General features: G+C 51.1%; 17 protein-coding genes. 6 read left to right on the forward strand and 11 right to left on the reverse strand.

The window, feature by feature from the left end; all coding sequences use genetic code 11:
- Window positions 1-185 precede the first annotated feature (185 nt).
- The 4 genes from JMI88_RS12815 (at window position 186) to JMI88_RS12830 (ending at window position 3,939) form a co-directional block, all read left to right on the forward strand.
- Window positions 186-1,169: a hypothetical protein gene (locus JMI88_RS12815; RefSeq protein ID WP_201362226.1), complete on the forward strand. Its 984-nt coding sequence runs from the start codon at window positions 186-188 to the stop codon at window positions 1,167-1,169.
- Between the two features lie 293 nt (window positions 1,170-1,462).
- Entirely contained in the window at window positions 1,463-1,663 is a 201-nt protein-coding gene (locus JMI88_RS12820) for a DUF3311 domain-containing protein (RefSeq protein WP_201362227.1), read from the forward strand.
- 62 nt (window positions 1,664-1,725) lie between these two features.
- Window positions 1,726-3,303, forward strand: a complete 1,578-nt coding sequence (mctP, locus tag JMI88_RS12825) for a monocarboxylate uptake permease MctP (RefSeq protein ID WP_201362228.1) — start codon at window positions 1,726-1,728, stop codon at window positions 3,301-3,303.
- A gap of 123 nt (window positions 3,304-3,426) precedes the next feature.
- Window positions 3,427-3,939, forward strand: a complete 513-nt coding sequence (locus JMI88_RS12830; RefSeq protein ID WP_201362229.1) for a hypothetical protein — start codon at window positions 3,427-3,429, stop codon at window positions 3,937-3,939.
- A 7-nt stretch (window positions 3,940-3,946) separates the two neighbouring features.
- Here the strand turns inward: JMI88_RS12830 and JMI88_RS12835 are convergent, their stop codons facing one another.
- From JMI88_RS12835 to JMI88_RS12850, 4 genes are all read right to left on the reverse strand, one after another.
- Window positions 3,947-4,294: a response regulator gene (locus JMI88_RS12835; protein WP_201362230.1), complete on the reverse strand. Its 348-nt coding sequence runs from the start codon at window positions 4,292-4,294 to the stop codon at window positions 3,947-3,949.
- The gene (locus JMI88_RS40370) at window positions 4,261-4,602 is read right to left on the reverse strand and encodes a sensor histidine kinase (protein ID WP_308438816.1); all 342 of its coding nucleotides are present in this window, start codon (window positions 4,600-4,602) and stop codon (window positions 4,261-4,263) included. The genes JMI88_RS12835 and JMI88_RS40370 overlap by 34 nt, the downstream gene beginning before the upstream one ends.
- Before the next feature lie 27 nt (window positions 4,603-4,629).
- Window positions 4,630-5,892, reverse strand: a complete 1,263-nt coding sequence (locus JMI88_RS12845) for a DUF1501 domain-containing protein (RefSeq protein WP_201362231.1) — start codon at window positions 5,890-5,892, stop codon at window positions 4,630-4,632.
- 76 nt (window positions 5,893-5,968) lie between these two features.
- On the reverse strand, window positions 5,969-7,597 hold the full coding sequence (locus JMI88_RS12850; protein WP_201362232.1) for a DUF1800 domain-containing protein: 1,629 nt from the start codon (window positions 7,595-7,597) through the stop codon (window positions 5,969-5,971).
- Window positions 7,598-8,033: 436 nt separating this feature from the next.
- Between JMI88_RS12850 and JMI88_RS12855 the strand changes: the two genes are divergently transcribed.
- Window positions 8,034-9,101 (forward strand): hypothetical protein, encoded by a 1,068-nt coding sequence (locus tag JMI88_RS12855; protein WP_201362233.1) that lies wholly within the window; start codon window positions 8,034-8,036, stop codon window positions 9,099-9,101.
- Between the two features lie 10 nt (window positions 9,102-9,111).
- Here JMI88_RS12855 and JMI88_RS12860 read toward each other — a convergent pair whose 3' ends face one another.
- From JMI88_RS12860 to JMI88_RS12890, 7 genes are all read right to left on the reverse strand, one after another.
- On the reverse strand, window positions 9,112-9,528 hold the full coding sequence (locus tag JMI88_RS12860; RefSeq protein ID WP_201362234.1) for a response regulator: 417 nt from the start codon (window positions 9,526-9,528) through the stop codon (window positions 9,112-9,114).
- Window positions 9,529-9,594: 66 nt separating this feature from the next.
- Complete coding sequence (locus JMI88_RS12865; RefSeq protein ID WP_201362235.1) at window positions 9,595-10,398, reverse strand: alpha/beta fold hydrolase; 804 nt, start codon at window positions 10,396-10,398, stop codon at window positions 9,595-9,597.
- A gap of 2 nt (window positions 10,399-10,400) precedes the next feature.
- The gene (gene lipA / locus JMI88_RS12870; RefSeq protein ID WP_201362236.1) at window positions 10,401-11,276 is read right to left on the reverse strand and encodes a lipoyl synthase; all 876 of its coding nucleotides are present in this window, start codon (window positions 11,274-11,276) and stop codon (window positions 10,401-10,403) included.
- 110 nt (window positions 11,277-11,386) lie between these two features.
- The gene (locus JMI88_RS12875; protein ID WP_201362237.1) at window positions 11,387-12,733 is read right to left on the reverse strand and encodes a dihydrolipoamide acetyltransferase family protein; all 1,347 of its coding nucleotides are present in this window, start codon (window positions 12,731-12,733) and stop codon (window positions 11,387-11,389) included.
- Between the two features lie 80 nt (window positions 12,734-12,813).
- Window positions 12,814-13,803, reverse strand: coding sequence for an alpha-ketoacid dehydrogenase subunit beta (locus tag JMI88_RS12880; protein ID WP_201362238.1), 990 nt, complete (start codon window positions 13,801-13,803; stop codon window positions 12,814-12,816).
- Entirely contained in the window at window positions 13,800-14,888 is a 1,089-nt protein-coding gene (locus JMI88_RS12885; RefSeq protein ID WP_201362239.1) for a thiamine pyrophosphate-dependent dehydrogenase E1 component subunit alpha, read from the reverse strand. Before JMI88_RS12885 ends, JMI88_RS12880 begins: the two co-directional genes overlap by 4 nt.
- A 164-nt stretch (window positions 14,889-15,052) precedes the next feature.
- Entirely contained in the window at window positions 15,053-16,822 is a 1,770-nt protein-coding gene (locus JMI88_RS12890; protein ID WP_201362240.1) for a PrsW family glutamic-type intramembrane protease, read from the reverse strand.
- Between the two features lie 522 nt (window positions 16,823-17,344).
- Here JMI88_RS12890 and JMI88_RS12895 point away from each other — a divergent pair.
- The gene (locus JMI88_RS12895; RefSeq protein ID WP_201362241.1) at window positions 17,345-18,904 is read left to right on the forward strand and encodes an HD domain-containing protein; all 1,560 of its coding nucleotides are present in this window, start codon (window positions 17,345-17,347) and stop codon (window positions 18,902-18,904) included.
- The last annotated feature ends 112 nt before the right edge of the window (window positions 18,905-19,016 follow it).

Genomic DNA, 19,016 nt, shown 5'->3' on the forward strand with positions numbered 1-19,016 from the left:
GGGCTCGGGCGAGCATATGCCCGTCCGCAAGGGAACAGCATGCTCCCCATGATGGGAGCCACCTACTCACTTTAGATAAAAAAAGTACTCCATGACTATCACATTTGGATTTTCCGACAAATGTGAGTACGATAAGAATAAGAAAAAAAGAAATTATGCCCGGTGATTAAGTGGAAGAGGGTGTTATGACAGTGCGCATCTATGGTTTCAACTGGGAAACATATGCTCAACGTGTGATGCCTGCTTTTAAGCTCTGGCTAACGCAAGGAGATGAGTCCCTGATATATCCACTCTATATACGGACACGCTGTTTCCGTGAAGAACAATTTCTTCCACCAGCTATGCAGGCACTACGTACCTGGTCACGAGCACGAGCCTTTGTCCAACAATTGCCACAGGGATCACATACGCGACGAGAATATGAGGTGCTCTGTAGCGCGGAAACATTTACTGAGCTCAGCGATAGCTATGTGCATAAGCATCCACCTCAGTTGTACCAGAATACCGATGCCCTGCGCGCGGTCTGGGGAGCCACGGTAGCAGAATATTGTCTATCCTGCTTTCTTTTTCCTCACCTTCAAGCTCAAACTCAAGCTGTACCCGAGCTACATAAACCCCAAGAGACAGACTTAAGCCATGGCGATATCTTTTCGCTGTTACAATCAGCGGGCTTCCATGAACTGGCGCAGCAAATACACTATCAATCGCTGACTGAAAAGGGTGAGGACATTGACGTGTTATCTGAAGAGGATGATGAAGAGGATGATGCGCCTGAAATTCATGGTACAGAGATTGGACGTCATCCGGCTACTTTGCATCTACGTGGGTGGTTGGCCACCTTTTCAGTACGAGCGATGGCCCTCTTTGAATTGCTGGCATGCGGTCGACGCCGTTTGCCTTTTGGCTATCGAGCAGGTGAACCCTATGAAGATTTTGTAGGGTATCTTACTCCAGATGAAGTCTGGCAGTTCTCGCGCTGCTTGCGCCACGTTCAGGCGCCGGGCGCAGACGAAGCGCAAGCCAACTATGAGCTCTTTTTCCAGCCTTCCACTGAAGCTGCACGAACATTTCACATGATCGATGAGGTCCTTCCCGAGCACGCCGATAGTTTGTTGGCTATCACGCATAAGGCTGCTCAACATGGCCTTGGCCTGCTATGCAGCAACTAATAAAAACAAATCATGGCCTGGTATGTGATGCTTCGCATGTTCATGCACAAAAACTCAATTGACAATTGGAACTAAATACCGTAGGATTAACATAAACCGTAGAGTTATTTGAGGCGCCATTCGAGGCCGATGGTGTCGTTGAGCTAAGACGATATCTTCGCATGTATGGAAATAAGTAGAGAAAGGCATGTTCTGCCGCTCTTTCACTGCATACGCTCCCGTTTCACTCAAAGACTCCACGGAAATATACTGTACTGGCTAGTTTTCCATGAACACCGCAAAGGAGCATACATATGGTAACTCGCCCTGTCGGCAAGAAACGTCGCTGGCCATTGCTTCTCTTAATCATCCCCTTTATTTTCTTGCTTATACCGGCCTTCTACAACTCGCTGCAGCCACCACTGCTAGGCATGCCTTTTTTCTACTGGTATCAGATGCTCTGGATCATCATCACGTCTATCATTACCGCCTTTGTCTATTTCATCGGCGCGTAAAATCAATCGACCGCTGAAGGATAGATCACATGTAGCACCTGCAAGGAAGGGAGCATGCGTTTATGAAATTTGACGCAACCGCCGTCGCCGTTTTTATTTTCTTTTTCATTGTCGTGACGGTCCTGGGTTTTGTCGCTGCGCGCTGGCGGCGCGGAGACCTGGATCTCTTGCACGAATGGGGACTAGCAGGTCGGCGTTTCGGCACAGTTATTACCTGGTTTTTGCTGGGTGGAGACCTGTATACCGCATATACATTTATCGCCATCCCGGCCGCCATGTACGGCGCTGGCGCCGTTTCAGGCTTTTTTGCCGTTCCCTACACCGTACTTGTTTATCCGCTCGTTTTTATTCTTATGCCCAGGTTCTGGGCGGTCTGTAAGCAGCGCGGCTATGTCACCGCATCTGATTTTGTAAGGGACCGCTTCGACAGCCGAGGGCTGGCACTGGCCATTGCCTTTACAGGCATCCTGGCCACCATGCCATATATTGCTTTGCAAATGTATGGTATCCAGATCTCCCTGGCCGCGATGGGCATCCCCATCACTCTACCGATCCTGGGTTTCCAGGTGGATATTCCGTTATTGATCGCCTTTGTGATTCTGGCTGCCTACACCTACACCAGCGGACTGCGCGCACCAGCGATGATCGCACTGGTCAAAGACATGATGATATTTGTCGTCCTCTTTGCTGTAATTATCATTGTCCCAACGCACTTCCACGGCTTTGGTCCCATTTTCGATGCCGCGCACCAGAAGGCTCTGGCTAATCCAAAAACATTCTCGGATATTATCCCTGCCAATCAGGCCATAGCCTATTCCACGCTGGCGCTCGGCTCAGCACTGGCGCTTTTCCTCTATCCCCATTCGCTAACCGGTGTACTCAGCAGTAATAGCACCAAAGTTGTCAAACGCAATGCTGCTTTGCTGCCCATTTATTCGTTGATGCTGGGCTTCCTGGCCATCCTGGGATATATGGCAATCGCGGCAAAGATCAAACCATTTGGTGGCTTCGGCAATAATAGCGCCGTGCCAGCCTTGATTAATGCGATCTTTCCTTCCTGGTTTGCGGGCTTCACGTTTGCTGCCCTCTCGATTGGTGCCCTGGTGCCAGCAGCTGTCATGTCCATTGCAGCCGCCAACCTGTTTACGCGTAACATTTACAAAGAATATTTCCGGCCAGCGGCCTCCGATCGAGAAGAGTCGCAAGCGGCTAAAATTGCTTCATTTGTGCTGAAATTTGGTGCATTGATCTTTATTGTTGCCATCAATCCGGCCCAGGTTGTCTACTTCCAATTATTGGGTGGCATCTGGATCTTGCAAACATTGCCCTCAGTCTTCCTGGGACTCTACACCCATTGGTTTAATCGCTGGGCCCTGCTGATCGGCTGGGCCGCGGCTATGATTGCGGGTACCACAATGTTTATCATGGCGGGCAACAAACCCACCATGGCCGTCTTTGGTATTCCCATCTATATCGCGGTCGCAGTACTCATACTCAATCTGTTGCTGGCGCTCATTCTAACGCCAGTCTTCGACGCTGTTGGGTTAAGAAATGGCAATGATCGTACGCAACCATCTGACTATGAGGAAGAGGCTGCACCAACAGAAGCACAAGAGCTCGGACAGGAGGCACTGAGCTAGCTTATACTTTTGCAGTTACGGGGATATCTTCGCACACGTAAGGTATCCCTGTTTTTTTGGCTTGCACAATATGCTACCATAACAGGAAACAACTGTTATAGCGAAAAAGGAAAATGCAACAGGATGGATTTTGACGAAGAGCTTTCTCAGCAGCCAGAAGAGATTGGGAGCGACGATTTGCTCTCTGACGATAATTTACGTCTACCTGAAGACGCCAACCCATTAGTGCGTTTGCATGCTGTACGCGCCTGGCTGAAGCGCCGAGAGGGCGAAACCCATATCGATATGGGCAATGCGGCACTGGCACTGCAGGAATTACAATCAAACGCCGGGACAACGCCTCTGCGGCGCCGAGCTTACCAGGAACAGATGGAACGGCTACAAAGCGCTCAGAACGCCTTTCAGAAGGCACAGGAGTCCCTGGCAACGTACGAAGAGGCGGAAAGCATGCTGGAGGAGTGTGTCAATCATACAACCGTTGGTGAACGGCTCCTGGTAGAATACTATCTGGAAATTGATAACCTGATACAGACCAGTCTGCAAGAAAGCAATCGGGAACAAACGCCGCGCATCGATGCGCTCTTCGAGGTCCAGAGTCGCATTGAGCGCGTCGGTGCCACCTATGAAGAAGACTGAGAAAGTGTCAGCCTAGAATCTCACGCACCCTGGCAGCCAGTTCATCCAGATCAAACGGCTTTTGGAGGAATGCAAAACTTTTATCCAGCACGAAGTTCTGGCTAATCTGGTTCGCCTGGTAGCCGCTGATAAAGAGGAATTTCGTGTGCTCGCTCAACAAATGGATGTTGTCATAAAGCTCTTTGCCCTTCATTTTGGGCGTGACGAGATCTGAAACGACCAGGGAAAAGATTGCGTTATGGGTTTCAAAAAGCTTGAGTCCTTCAGCGCCATCGGCAGCACTGACAACGGTATAGCCATATTCTGTTAGCGCCTCTTCCATCAGGCAACGTAGATCGGGATCATCCTCCACCACCAGAATTGTCTCGTCGTCGCCGCGCACCGGCGCCTGATTGCGCGCATATCCATCTTTAATCCGAGCTCGGCCGCAGGAAGCTCGATAGTTGGCAGATAGATGGAGAAGAGTGTGCCTTGTCCCTCCTCGCTCTCGACTCCGATATATCCATGATGCTGACCAATAATACCATGCACCATGGATAAACCCAGACCAGTTCCTTTGCCAATCTCTTTGGTGGTGAAAAAAGGTTCAAAGATATGCGATTGTGTCTGCTCATCCATGCCTAGGAAAAATAATGATAGCGGGAGGTGGCGTTGTCGCGCCACCTCCCTGCAATATATGGCGCTTTTATTTTAAAGTTGTGGTAAAAAGTTCTGTGAGTTATAAGAACCGCCCAGTACATCTTTGGAGGAGGCCCCCATCCAGCGATCCAGAACGGTAGCATAGACGGAACGGAAATCCACTGTATACTTCAAGTTGCCAACCTGGTCCAGATTTTTGAGGTCAGGAGGTTCGCCATAGATGCCTTTGTGAATCGCATTGCCCAGCACGAAAAGAGGTGCCGCCGTGCCATGGTCGGTACCCTGGCTGCCATTCTCTTCTACCCGCCGCCCAAACTCTGACCAGGTCATGACCACTACGTTGTCTGCTTTACCATGTTTTTCCAGGTCGGTATAGAATGCGGCAAGCCCCTCGGCTAACGTCTTTAACAGAGTCTCATGGGTCGCAGTCTGATTGGCGTGGGTATCAAATCCACCCAGCGTCACATATCCTACCCGCAAGCCGAGCCCCTGCACGATGGCTTCGGCCAGCGTTTTCAGGCCGGTCGCAAAAGGACCCTGGGGATAGGTAACAGTCGGCTGATAGGTAGCTGCAGCCTGTAGCAACTGGCGTCCTCCCTCGTGGGCATTGAGCGCGGTGGTATCTAAGAGCGCGGCATAAGGTGATGAGCGCGGATAGGTATTATAGAGCTTTAAAAGCGCCTGCAGGCGCGCATTTCCTCCATCGGGCTCGGTCGGGTCCGCATTGAGACGGTAGGTCTGGGAACTGGTCAGCGTCGGTACCGGTGTGGTAATTGAAGAGAGCGCCTGCGCCGTCTGTGTGCCAATATCCATCGCCTGAAATGGGTGGCCATCTTTATCCACCAGGCCGGCCACCAGTTTTCCCAACCAGCCCTCGCGGCCATTACCACTCAGGTCCAGCGTCTGCCAGATATCCATTGCTTGAAAGTGAGATAGACTCTGATTGGGATAGCCTACACCCTCAACAATGGCGAGATGGCCTTGATCCCAGAGATTTTTGAGTGGGGCCAGATTGGGATGCAGGCCCAAACGATCATCCAGATGTAAAACCTTGTCTTCGGCAAGTCCTAATGTGGGGCGCATCTTATGATATGTTGCATCAGTATAGGGCACAACGGTATTCAAACCATCGTTGCCACCAGCCATCTGGACCACAATCAATGTATGGTCATTGCCGGCCATAGCAGTACGGGCATGATCCAGCTGGAGCGCTCTGGCAGAGGCAACTCCACGACTAAAAATCGCCGGCATCACCATACCAGCAGAGACAACCAGCATCCCATCCTTGAGCATAGCTCGACGCGAAAGTTTCATATCCTTCTTCCTTCCTGACCCGGGCAGATAGCTTGCCGTCAGGTTGCATTTCTACATGTGTGCCTGTCTATGCACGCTAATTTAGCTGGTATTCGGGGGATGCCAGCATCAGATATAGTGTTCCCCGCACCTTACTGACCGGATAGCTTTTCCCCCCACTCAATGTGATATGTCCTTTACGTGAGCGTGGATCAGGGGTATTGAAGTATTCAACCAGCTGGGTCTTGCGTTCATTCTCCAGCGTGCCATCCAGCAAGAAACTGGCAAAATGGTCAACAAACTTCTCAGGTGTATCGATATGATGGGTATCTACGATAGATTGAAAATCAAGAGGCTTGTAGACAGTGGTGCGAGTGCGACCACCGGCGATCAGCAAGTTGATATAGTTGAGGCGCGACATCCAGGTTCCACCATTCAGCCAGAGAGAACTAACTTTATCGCCCGGCCAGCCCGCTACATTGGGAGGCCCAAACAGGGTCTGCCCCAACAAATACAGCAGGTTGGGCAGTTCCGCCCCGTTGGTCTTAGCTTCGAGCGCCCGGTACGAGCCGATCAGAAACTCGGTGGGCGACTTGACCCGCGCTCGATAGGCTTTGGGCGAGTTAAATTGTGGCGAGAGCAGGAGCGTCTTCATGACCGCCTGAATGCTATGATTGCTCTTGACATAGGTATCCACCAGGGGCTTCAGATCATCGTTACTCGGATTCTCGTAAGCAAAAAAGGTAAAGAGTTTCCGACACAGGAACCAGGGAGTGGCCGGGTGATTGGTCAGAATCCGAATAATATCCTTATAATCGAAGTTCCCTTTTTGACCCAGAAAAACCAGTTCACGCGTTGTATGGTCAGCCGGATAGTACTGTGCCTTCAATGCCGCGCCGCGCACATGCCAACCAGTCAGCGCAGCTGCCCCTTCAAACACATCTTGCTGCGAATAATGACCCAGTCCAAGCGTAAACAATTCCATTAATTCGCGTGCAAAATTTTCGTTGGGCGCATTCTTGCGACTTTTGGTCAGGTCCAGGTAGAAAAGCATGGCCGGATCGCTGGTAATGCCCAGTAGCAGGTTGTCGAAGGTGTCAAAAGCATGGTCGCGCAAAAAATTGTTCTGCACAATCATGCGCATATAAGCCTTTGGCCCGCCAATCTTCTGATAGTTGCTGGTCAGGACCCCATGCCAGAAGAGGGTCATCTTCTCCTGTAACGGTCGCTGGGTACCAGCCATACGCAACAGCCACCAGCGCTGCTGATTCTGTGGCTTCATCAAATCTAACTGCGCGTCTGCCAGCTGCTGCTCCAAAGGCTGGTCAGAGATCTGCTGATAATTCAGCAGGCGCTCCACTGCCCCTTGATATCCCAAGGGAGTGTATAAAGCCAGGTCGGCCAGGGTCACGCCAAAACCTGTGCGGCGTAAAAGATGGCCTATCTGCGCATTTGCGCCAGCGGAACCAGCAGGCTGCGAATTGGCGGTTGTATTCTGTTGCGATTGCTGCCACTCGGCCAGCGCAACACCGCCAATAGCGACAGCAGCGCCTGCTCCAGCCAGACCCGAAAAGAGCGCACGACGAGAGAGACGCTTCGGTGCAGGCGAGGCCGCCATGATTCCTGGCACAGAGGCCGTGGATGCTGGTGGTGGCCCTGGCAAGTTCTCATTCAGGCCTGGATCAGCCCCCTTCCACGGTTCAGTGGGCTGTTCGTGCACGTCCATGTTTAACGCCTCCTCTATACGTTTGTAAGCGATTCGTTATGACTAGAATCATAGATACTTCTATTCTAGAAATATATATAGCTGTATAAATTTGTACCATCTGCGAAAATTGTAACAGAAAGAGTTCAAGGAAATCTCAAGAGAAACTAATAAATTGCTCTTTTTTTTGGCTTCTCATTTTTCGCTGAGAGAGTGTCAGACTCCCAACAGACTGAGAATCAGAGCACCCCTGGGCCTGGGGAACGCAGGCGTCCCCAATCTCTTTTTTTATATTGGTGCAAAAAGTGCGCTGTGCGCACTTTTTGCACCAATATAAAAACTGACGATGAATATGGGACTCCGATATTCATTGATACTTTTAAGCGCGTAGTGAGTTTTACAAAATAGGAGATGTTGCATATAGAGCAACATCATGTGGATAGAGGAGGGGTGAATTATGCCACAGCTCGCACCAGAGCGCAAAAAAACGACTTTTATAGCTTTTTGTCTCATCAGTATCGCTGTCGTCATTATTGTAGTTTCGCTTGGCGTCTGGACTTTCCAGTATGGTCCGCTGGCCAGGCGCTTGAACAGCCAACCGACAGCCATTAGCATTTCACCATTATCACATTCAAATACAACAATATCTCCGCTGCTCTTTGGTACCAATATGGCCTTGTTCGATAGCAATGATCTCTTATTGAGTTCAGAGAATGCGCGCATACGCGTGCAGAGCTTGCATCCAGGGATTATTCGTATGCCGGTTCGGTCCAGCCTGAGCGAAGAGATCGAAATGCGAGCGGCACGAACAATAAGAGAGCTAAGAGCAGTACCGCTGATCAATCTGCGCGGCGCGGTTGACACATTTGTGCTGGCTGATGATACACGCATCGTTCAAGATATGCAACAGGTTTTTAAAGGTAGTAACGTGTATTATGAATACGGCAATGAAGAGGACCTGCAGGGAGTGACGGCTGAAAAGTATACAGCCTCCTGGAATCAGATTATTCCACAGTTGAAACGCCTGGCCCCGCAGGCCCATTTTATTGGCCCCGCCAACTTTCAATACAATGAGTCCTATCTCAAGGCGTTTCTACAGCATGCCCGGCCCACGCCTGATGAGGTTAGCTGGCACGAATATACCTGTAACGTTGGACAAGCGCCGGCCACCTGCATAGCAAACATTGCACACTGGACTAGCCATATCACCAGAGCGCGCACCATGATGCAGCAGGTGAGTGGGCACGCCCTACCCATCATGATCACTGAATGGAACTATGCTGCAGATGCTACTGCCAACGATGGAAAAAATAATAATCCAGATTTTATACAAAACTGGACAAAGCTGGCACTGCAGACATTGGCGGCCAATCGCATCTTCGCGGCCATGCAATATTCCTGCACCAACACAGCGGTACCTCTGGTTACGAATAACGCGACACTGAGTATGCAGGGAGAAAGCTTTCAGGCTCAATATCAGCAGATGATCATCGAGCAGCATGTCCCAGCGGCGCTAAGCAGCTAACAACGGCCGTTTAGCAGGTGAGCAGGCGCACCACATCCAGCAGATCACGCACGTGAAATGGCTTGATGATGACCTGTTCTACTCCCAGTTTCACGACATCGGAAGCATCAATGTTAGCGGTAATCACTACCACAGAAGGGCGGGGAAAAGAAGAAGAATAGAGCTCTCGATATTCCTGTAAGCGAGCCAGGAACGTAGCGCCATCCATACCGGGCATAGCCAGGTCTAACAAAATCACGGAGGGATAGCGGCCTTCACGGGCCGCATTATGCATCCAATCCAGGGCCTCCTGGCCTTCGGCAGCCTCGGCAGGCTCATAACCATCTAATTCCAGGGCCCAGGAGACCATGTCGCGAATAGCAGGGTTATCATCCACTACCAGTACCACAGGTAGGCGCTGCTCATGCTGAAGCGATGGCTGTAACATGCTACCCTCTCTATTAGAACAAAGGAGTCACCAATTCGAGCTGATTCATATTGTGTTTTAAAGAACTTATAAGGCGCTACGCAGAAAGTCTTGCAGCACCATTTGAAATGCCTCGGGTTGTTCTAGATTTGAGAGATGACCCGCATGGGGAATGACCCCAAAGCGGGCTCCCGCAATCTGACCGGCATATTCGCGCGCCTCCGAGGGCGGTGTCAGGGCATCATACTCGCCAACCAGCACCAGTGTGGGACAGTTGATCGTGCTTAGTAAATCAGTGGCATCGCTACGCAGGGCCATTCCACGCGAAGCGGCGGCAATGCCCAGTGGATTGGCGGCCGTGATCATCTGTCGCACATGTGTTTCCACTTCGGGATGATGTGCACGTGTATAATCTGAAATGAGGCGAGGCAACTGCAAATCAGCAACGGCGTCTGTTCCCTGCTGTTCAGCCAGCTGAGCCAGCTTTTCGCGGTTGGCGCGCGCCTCCTCTGTATCCGCACCGGGGCGGGTGTCGGCCAGAATCAAGCCACCCACCCGTTGTGGATATTTACGCAAGAAAGCGAAAGCAACATAACCACCCATCGAGAGGCCGCAGAGCACCGCCTGCTGCATCCCCAGGTGATCCATCAGGCCAGCCAGATCATCGGCGAACATTTCCATGGTCGAGAGGTTACCATACAGGCTACTTTCGCCGAAGCCACGCCAGTCTGGTGCAACCAGGCGATAGCGTTGTTCGGCCAGCAGGACAGTAATCTGTTTGTCCCACATGTGCCGGTTAAGCGGAAATGCATGCAGGAAGATAAGCGGAATCCCAATGCCATGATCTTCATACGCCAACTCAACGGAGTTGATGCTTGCTTTCGATGCCATGGCTACTCCTTCGTTGCACCATCAGCCTGTTCGTGAGCATGATACGAGCTACGCACAAAGGGTCCTGATTCTACGTGGCGGAAGCCCATCTTTTTGCCTTCGGCCTTCAATTCAGCAAACTCTTCCAGTGGCACATAACGCTGAATAGGCAGGTGCTGGAACGATGGGCGCAGATACTGACCAATGGTGAGAATGTCTATATCATATTCACGCATATCACACATAACTTCAATGATCTCATCCCAGGTTTCACCCAGGCCAAGCATAAAGCCAGACTTGGTGCGCGTCCCAGGATACATTTCTTTCGCCATTTTCAGCACCTGCAATGAGCGCAAATAGACAGCCTGGGGACGTACACGCTTATATAGCCGGGGAATAGTCTCAACGTTGTGATTAAAAATATCAGGTTTCGCATCCATTACAACGCGTAGCGCGTCGGCCGAACCCTTAAAATCAGGGGTCAACACCTCAACTTTACAGTCGGGATTCAAGCGGCGGATCCAGCGGATCGTCGAGGCAAAGACTGCGGCCCCGCCATCTTTCAACTCATCGCGATTAACCGAGGTCACAACCGCATGGCGTAATCCCATCTCCTTCGCCGCCTCAGCTACACGCTTTGGCTCTTCCCAGTCCAATCCCAATGGACGCCCCGTCTCAACTGCGCAAAAACCACAGCTACGGGTACAGACACGCCCCAGAATCATAAAGGTCGCGGTTTTATGTCCCCAACACTCGCCGATATTTGGGCAGCGAGCCTCTTCACAGACAGTATGCAGCGACTGACCACGCATCAGTTGCTTTAGTTGTTGGTAGTTTTCTCCCTTGGGAGCTCGTACGCGTAGCCATTCAGGGCGGCGCTCTGGGATAATGGTCGTCATGGAAATTTCCCTTGCTCTAGTTCTGCAACTGGTCGGCATCTTGTCTGCTCATAAACAAACCGCAGGCAAGATGCCATTTACTCTATTGTAGGTACGTCCAGCCGGGCGTACTAATATACATCGATGTCGCGTCCATAGCTTTGCAGCTTGGTGCGTACTGCTTGCAAGAAACCACCTGCTCCCGCTCCATCCAGAATGCGATGGTCAAATGACATCGATATAAACATCATCGAACGCACAGCGATTGCGTCATCTTCAATTACCACTGGCCGTTTCACGACAGCATCCATACTAAGAATTGCCGCATGTGGTTGATTAATAATGGGCATAGATATAATTGTACCAAATACGCCAGGATTATTCACTACAAAGGTGCTGTTCTGCATATCCTGAACGGTTAGTTTGTTGGCACGGGCACGCTGGGCCAGAGCGTTCACCTGCCTGGCAAGCGCAGCCAGCGTGTACTGGTCGGCGTCATAAATCGTCGGAACGACCAGTCCGGTATCGGTCGAGACGGCCATACCGAGGTTGATGTGACGCTTGATAATAATTTTGTCATCGGGCGTCCAGGTAGAGTTGATGATCGGGAACTTGCGAATGCCCTCACAGACGGCCTTCATCACGAAGGGCACAAAGCTGATACCATAACCTTCACGGCGCTTGAACTCTTCTTTGTTTTTGGCCAGCCATTTGGCAATATTGGTCATATCAACTTCAACTACGGTAGTAGCGTGCGGCGAGGTCCGTTTGCTGCGTACCATATGCTCGGCGATCGCCAGACGCATACGGCTGGGTGAAATCACCTCGTCGCCAGCCTCGGTTAATTCCGCCGCCGTGGGCTGAGGCGCCTCCATACGGACAGGCTGCTGAGCAACGGGCGCAGACACAGCCGAGGCAGCCGGCGTATAGGAAGTGGCAGGAGTCGCCACCTTTTGCCTCTGGGCCACAAAAGCCAGAATATCCTCTTTGCGCACACGACCACCGGCACCGGTCCCGGCAATATCATTCAGATTGATGCCATGTTCCTGAGCCAGGCGGCGAGCCAGCGGAGAAATACGCTGACGCTCCTCGTCTTCTCGCTGCACCTTCTCCTGAACATCATTACCGTGGGCTGCAGCAGGTTGTGAATCTGGCAGTGGAGTAGCGGCCTCGCTGACACTCTTCACCGGAGCGGCATCAGGGCCCGCAGTACTACTGCTGCTGCCAGCAGCCACATCAGCGCTCTCTTCAATCACGGCAATATCGGTCCCTACAGGCACAGTCTCATCGACCTGAACCAGGATCTTTACCAGGCGACCAGCCACTGGTGAGGGCAGTTCAGCATTAATTTTATCGGTAATCACCTCGGCGATCGCTTCATCACGCTCGATCATATCGCCGACTTGTTTTAACCAGGAGCCAATGGTCCCCTCCGCCACCGATTCACCCAGGCGTGGCATTTTTACTGGTGTTGGCATAAGTACACCCTTTCATCCCCTCTATTACAAGAAATATTTGGTATCTCAATGAAATAGCCGATCATAAATACGACCTCTAATTAGTAAGCGGCCAGTTCTCTGGCAGCCGAAAGTATCTTTTCAGCATTGGGCAAGTAAGCAGCCTCTAATGCCGGCGCATACGGGAAAGGAGCATCCGGGGCTGCTACCCGCGTAATGGGACCATCCAGATACTCAAACAGTTCCTGCGCCAGGATAGCCGAGAGCTCAGCACCGATCCCCCCTGTGAGGGTATCTTCATGAACAATAAGGACCTTATTGGTGCGCTTCACCGATGCCATAATCGCTTCACGGTCCAATGGTGCCAGGCTACGTAAATCCAGGACCTCAACTTCCAGATCATCATCCTCTTCCAGCGTTTGAGCGGCTTTCAAACACTGATGAACCATCGCGCCATAGGTAAGTATCGTCATGTCCTCACCTTCGCGGCGCACAATCGCTTTCCCCAACGGCACAACGTAATCCTCGGTCGGCAATTCTTCGCGCAGTTCGGGTAGACGATAGAGCAATTTATGCTCTAAATAGAGAACGGGATTATTGTCACGAATGGCGGATTTCAGCATTCCTTTCGCATCATAGGTTGTTGAGGGGACAACAACTTTGATACCCGGCGCATGAAAAAACCAGGCTTCGGGACTAGAGGAATGGAAAGGACCGCCTTTTGTTCCACCACCGGCGGGTCCACGCACCACCATCGGAACCGGCATACCCACACGCCAATACATTTTCGAAGCCATATTGATAATCTGGTCAAAGCCACACGTAATAAAATCGATGAACTGCATTTCAGCAATGGGACGCATGCCCATCAATGCAGAACCAACGGCAGATCCAATAATAGCAGCCTCGGACATAGGGGTATCAATCACGCGGTCGGCGCCGAACTCTGCAAGCAGCCCGGCACTGACTTTGAAAGCCCCACCGTATGAACCCACATCCTCTCCCAAGAGGAATACGGCTTCATCACGCAACATCTCTTCTCGGATGGCCTGGCTAATGGCCTCTAAGTAGGTTACTTTTCTATCACTCATCGTCGTCCAGCGGCCTCCTCTGCCTTGTGCACGATGTGAAACGGCTGACCTGTACGGCTGTCGTGCGCGTTGATATACTGAATATCCTGCGCACCTGGCTCACCAACCATTGCTATCGGTCCATCCGGGGCATATACATATTGCGCGACCGTTGTTTCATCTGGCGCGGGACTCTGCTCGGCAAATTGCACCGCATCATCTACCACAGCTTTGATCTGCGCATCCATTTCGCTACGCGCGGCTTCCGTTAAGATTTCTTCCTGGAATAAATAGTGCTCGAAGCGCTGAATAGGATCTTTCTTTAACCACTCGGCACGTAGATCGTCGGGGACGTAATCGGCTTTATCCGCCTCTGAGTGCCCACGCACCCTGAAAGTTTTACACTCTACCAGTACCGGACCCCGACCGCTACGGGCATGGGCAACGGCTTGCCCAACGGCCTCTATAACGGCCAAAATATCGTTGCCATCGACGCTTTGACCGGGCATACCATAGGCGAGAGCACGGTCGGAAAGATTTTGAATAGCAAACTGTTTGAAGGTAGGTGTCGAATAGGCATAACCATTATTCTCAACCACAAAGACCACTGGCAACTTTTGCACCGCGGCAAAGTTCAGAGCCTCGTGAAATGATCCTGTATTGGTTGCTCCATCTCCACAAGAGGCTAATACTACCGTTGAACGTTTTCGCATCTTCATAGTCAATGCAACACCACATGCCACGGGAAGAGATTCTCCGAGCATGCTAATCATGGGGACGATGCCCTGGTGCATATCACCAATATGCATTTGACCATCACGACCTAAGGTGGGGGAGTTGCCGCGAGCTAGCCACTGGCACATGATACTGCGAGGAGAAACTCCCCGCACAATGTGCATACCTAGATCTCTATGCTGCGGAACAATGCAGTCCCCATCGTGAAGCGTCATTGCTGCCCCGACGGTTGTGGCCTCGTGCCCTTGTGCCGTGTAAACGCCGCCTACGATACGTCCCTGTAAAAACAACGTACGAATGCGGTCTTCCATAGCACGGGTGAGGCGCATAAAACGATAGATCTGTAGCAGGTTGGCCCGCTCCAGTTCCATAATCACCCATCCTTTTCTGTATTAAGGTGCGCTTGCGCTCATGCTAACATGCGCTAAGAAGAGGTGTCAAGGCTGCTCTTCTTCGATGCAGTCACACCTTGAACTCATTTGTTAATCACATTGTATACTCTACCACATGATGAGGGTCGTTTATATATTATGTACTATAATCGGTTCGATTCTTTATAACTTGAGGCTTCTGCCAGGAGAATATCCTGGCGCAAGCGCTGAATGCGTTGTCGATAGGCATCTTCAGGTTGAACATAGCCAAGTTTGGGCTTATCACCCATACTGACATGCCACTTGCGAAAGGCCAGACCGATTTCCGTCTGGTATAAAGCTTTCACGCGCATCCACTGTTTAAAGCCCTGCCGCCATAAGATGTTGCGCTCAATGCGGGTGCGCAAAAATGAGTGCTGCAACATGGCATATTCATCTACTGTCACGATACCACTGCTTACTTCAGAGGCCAGGAACTCGCGAATGATCGCGGCTTCATGGGCTAATGATTTAATCAGGCAATAGATAATCACCATCTGAGCAATAAACGGCAATATGTAATCGCCGATACTGGCAAAAAGCGAAAACATAACAATATTTGAATTATCCGGCGAGGACAGCACCAGCGAGTTGGCGAAAAAGTTGATGAAGTCAAACGCGGTATGTAAGCCAACGGCAATAAAATAGCCGATGAACGGGATCACAATATGCTTCCAGCGTATACGTGTATGACGCATATAGCCCAGGGCGATGCCCAGGCAGATCGTAAAGGTTGAGTGGCTCAGCCATCCCAGCACGATGCGCCCGATCAATAAGAAGAGAAAAGCTTTAGGATTGCCGGCGAAATAAAAAATATTTTCAACCATAGCAAAGCCAGCGCCGATCAGGGCCCCATAGACAATACCATCGGTGACATTATCAAATTCGTCACGCAGGACGAAAAAGAGCAGCAGGAGGCCAAGTCCTTTGACAGTTTCTTCGGTGATGCCAGCATTGAGGGCTGAGAACAGCGCATGCAAGGCCTTGCCAGCCTGCGGTCCCAGAATCGCGCCACGCCAACCATCGATACTACCTTCGATAAAGGTAGTCGGAGGAATAGCGATAATAGCCCCCCAGAGAAAGGCGGCCAGGCGCAAAAACCATGGCTCGCGCTCATAGCGATCAATGAAATTGACCAGCAGGTTAATGCCTAGTGCGGCCACAATAGGAATGGTCAGCACCGATAAGATATTGACGGGACTTTCCTGCACCAGCGAGACGATCCCTAATAAATTGTTTAAAATAATGGCGGTCAGCGCGCTCAGCAACAGGACAAGCAAGATAAGACCACCAATGGTCCAGCGCAACGTTTTTTTTATGGTCCTGGGCAAGGCAAATTGGAGTGTAATGCTGCTTCCTAGCAACTTGCCTTCCTCGGCCCAGGCACTCGCATCCATTTCCATGGCAGTCTGTCGATCCTCTTCCCAGGTAGAGGTTTCCGGGGAGAGAGTACGCGCCGTGTGCATTTTTCCATTTGTCGCAGGTGGCTTTTTCACGGGTGGTAACAGCGGCAGACGCGAGAAAATATCAGGATGAGGTACGACAGGGACCTCCGCAGTATCAGCGGCGTCCTGAGGAGATGCAGGAAGCAGTGGCACGCCAACCTCGTCTTCATCACCCATTGGAATAGGCATATCTTGATCACCTTTAGGCGCAATCAGTTGCAGCATGGTATTTCCCAACACCAGAAAGTCCTGGGATTGGAGTAGATGCTGCGCCCCTGCGGCAACCGTATGGCCATTGACATACAAAATATTTTGTTCCGTCACATTGTGAATAGACCAGCTGCCCCCGTTAAAAATCAGGCGCGCATGTTCACGGGATACGCTGGGGTCCATCAAAATCAAATCATTGCTCAATGATCTCCCGATAGTTGTCTCGCGAGACGTCAACACATATACCAGACGCTCTTCAGGAAACAAGCCCGGGGATGTATATCCGGGTGCCTGGTAGGATCCGCAGGCAAAAGCACGCGCACCACACGCAGCACACCATAGTTTTGACTTCCACTCATGGAACGTACCCAACGAACAAGGGCCAACCAGCCGCTTGTTGTTACCCTCTTTCTCGTAGTTTCCCTGGTTATGGTTATAGATGAATCATCTATCGGTTCTAATTAAATTTACCACCCCATCCCGTCTACTTACCTTTAATGATTACCTTGAGCCAGATCTCTGCTAACTGAGCATATCCTTACTATACATGGGACAATAGGGAATGACAAGTTATCTCTACATTACGCTGCGTGTCTTTCCAGTGCTTTCTCGGACACCGGGGAGATAGGAGAAGCTGAGGTTGGATGCATAGGTAGACAGAGGTGATACTATAAGGCAGAGATCGCAGATGGAAAGCTATTTATCTGTACCTATAATATATTCTATTATTCATGAGCAGGGATGTGTATTCGGTGAGCAGGTATGACAAAACAGGAACTGACCCAGGAAATGTGGGTCTTGCAGGCATTGCAACAAAGCTGCCAGCTATTTAAAGAATATAATCAGCCGGTCTATCTGGTAGGAGGCTCAATCCGCAATCTCCTCCTGCAAAAACCCTGTGTGGATTGGGATATTGCGACATCTGGTAATACTCCTGACCTGGCTCGCCGCCTGGCGGATCGTCTGGGCGGCTTCTATGCGCATATGCATGAAAAGGCCAGCCGCGTCATTGTCAAACATGGACAGCAAGATTTGATGCTGGATATTTCACCGCTTCAAGGTGCCGATATTCAGGAAGATCTTTCAAGACGTGACTTTACCATCAATGCGCTGGCAGCTCCCTTTGCAGAGGTACTCGCAATCATTTCACAATCTGCATCACCAGCCAGGACACATGCCGCCCTGTCTGAGGTGATAATAGATCCCCATCAGGGATTACAAGATCTCGCTACGCGTACGCTGCGTGTAACCACTGAGACGAGCTTTCAGAAGGATCCGCTGCGTCTGTTGCGCGCGATGCGCTTTTCACAACAATACCAGTTGACCATAGAGCCTGATACGGCGCGCTACATAGCGCGCGATGCCTATCTATTGCCTCAGGTAGCCCATGAACGCATTCATGAAGAGCTATACACATTGCTGCGACCTGCAGGTACATATGAACACCTGCTCTTTCTAGATACCCATCACCTGCTCACAACGCTGATACCAGAGTTAGAACCGGCACGTGGCATGGCCCAGCCCAGCCTGCACCACTGGGACGTCTTTGGGCATTCGCTAGCCGCGGTAGCAATGCTGGAGAAACTGGGTTCGCTTTTACAGCAATCGCCGGAAGAGGTGCAGCGTTCAGAGCTCAATATGGGAGAACAAAACGATCTGCTGGAGCTGCAAAAACTGTTACAAGAAGCCGAGCAGCAGCATGTTTTCTCGTTTGCCCAATTACTGTCGCCACCACTGAAGTTAGCGGCGCTATTACATGATATAGGCAAGCCAATCACCCGGGCGGTGGATAAAGAAGGCAATATTACATTCTACCACCATCCCCAGGCAGGCGTGCCAGTGGCACAGCAGATTACGCAGCGCCTGGGCGTTAGTACCCATGACAAAAGGCTCATTCAGCAAGTGGTTGCGCACCATATGCGGCCGGGGCAGTTAAGCAATACAACCATAACCCCCAGAGCTATTCGACGCTATTTCGTCGACATGGGACCCAATGGTATCTACGTAGCCCTGGTCTCGCTGGCCGATCACCTGGCCATGAGAGGGCCCGATCCCTTGACTATCCATTGGCAACGCCATCTGGCCACGGTACGCACTCTCCTGACACGCTATATTCGTGAGCGAGAGCAGGTCTTACCACCACGACTGATCCAGTCTGAAGAGCTCATACGGCGCTTCCAGCTGCAACCAGGTCCATTGATAGGCCAGATCCTGGAAGCCATTGCAGAAGCTCAAGCAGAAGGCGAGGTTCATTCTAAAGAAGAAGTGCTCTGGTTCACGGAGGAAAAGCTCCAACAAATACGGGCTAACAGTGAGAAATAAGAACATTCATACTACAAACATAGTTGACAATACACGCCCTATGGCGTACCATTACTGAGGCTAAACATGTAAGGGCGGCACATCGTGTTCGCCCTCGCTTGCCAATTGGAGA

This window comes from Dictyobacter formicarum (genome assembly GCF_016587435.1).

Excerpts from the sequence above, each read along its gene's own strand:
- JMI88_RS12815 (WP_201362226.1), top strand. The coding sequence starts at position 186 with ATGACAGTGCGCATCTATGGTTTCAACTGGGAAACATATGCTCAACGT.
- JMI88_RS12820 (WP_201362227.1), top strand. The coding sequence starts at position 1,463 with ATGGTAACTCGCCCTGTCGGCAAGAAACGTCGCTGGCCATTGCTTCTC.
- mctP (WP_201362228.1), top strand. The coding sequence starts at position 1,726 with ATGAAATTTGACGCAACCGCCGTCGCCGTTTTTATTTTCTTTTTCATT.
- JMI88_RS12830 (WP_201362229.1), top strand. The coding sequence starts at position 3,427 with ATGGATTTTGACGAAGAGCTTTCTCAGCAGCCAGAAGAGATTGGGAGC.
- JMI88_RS12845 (WP_201362231.1), bottom strand. The coding sequence starts at position 5,892 with ATGAAACTTTCGCGTCGAGCTATGCTCAAGGATGGGATGCTGGTTGTC.
- JMI88_RS12850 (WP_201362232.1), bottom strand. The coding sequence starts at position 7,597 with ATGGACGTGCACGAACAGCCCACTGAACCGTGGAAGGGGGCTGATCCA.
- JMI88_RS12855 (WP_201362233.1), top strand. The coding sequence starts at position 8,034 with ATGCCACAGCTCGCACCAGAGCGCAAAAAAACGACTTTTATAGCTTTT.
- JMI88_RS12860 (WP_201362234.1), bottom strand. The coding sequence starts at position 9,528 with ATGTTACAGCCATCGCTTCAGCATGAGCAGCGCCTACCTGTGGTACTG.
- JMI88_RS12865 (WP_201362235.1), bottom strand. The coding sequence starts at position 10,398 with ATGGCATCGAAAGCAAGCATCAACTCCGTTGAGTTGGCGTATGAAGAT.
- lipA (WP_201362236.1), bottom strand. The coding sequence starts at position 11,276 with ATGACGACCATTATCCCAGAGCGCCGCCCTGAATGGCTACGCGTACGA.
- JMI88_RS12875 (WP_201362237.1), bottom strand. The coding sequence starts at position 12,733 with ATGCCAACACCAGTAAAAATGCCACGCCTGGGTGAATCGGTGGCGGAG.
- JMI88_RS12880 (WP_201362238.1), bottom strand. The coding sequence starts at position 13,803 with ATGAGTGATAGAAAAGTAACCTACTTAGAGGCCATTAGCCAGGCCATC.
- JMI88_RS12885 (WP_201362239.1), bottom strand. The coding sequence starts at position 14,888 with ATGGAACTGGAGCGGGCCAACCTGCTACAGATCTATCGTTTTATGCGC.
- JMI88_RS12895 (WP_201362241.1), top strand. The coding sequence starts at position 17,345 with ATGACAAAACAGGAACTGACCCAGGAAATGTGGGTCTTGCAGGCATTG.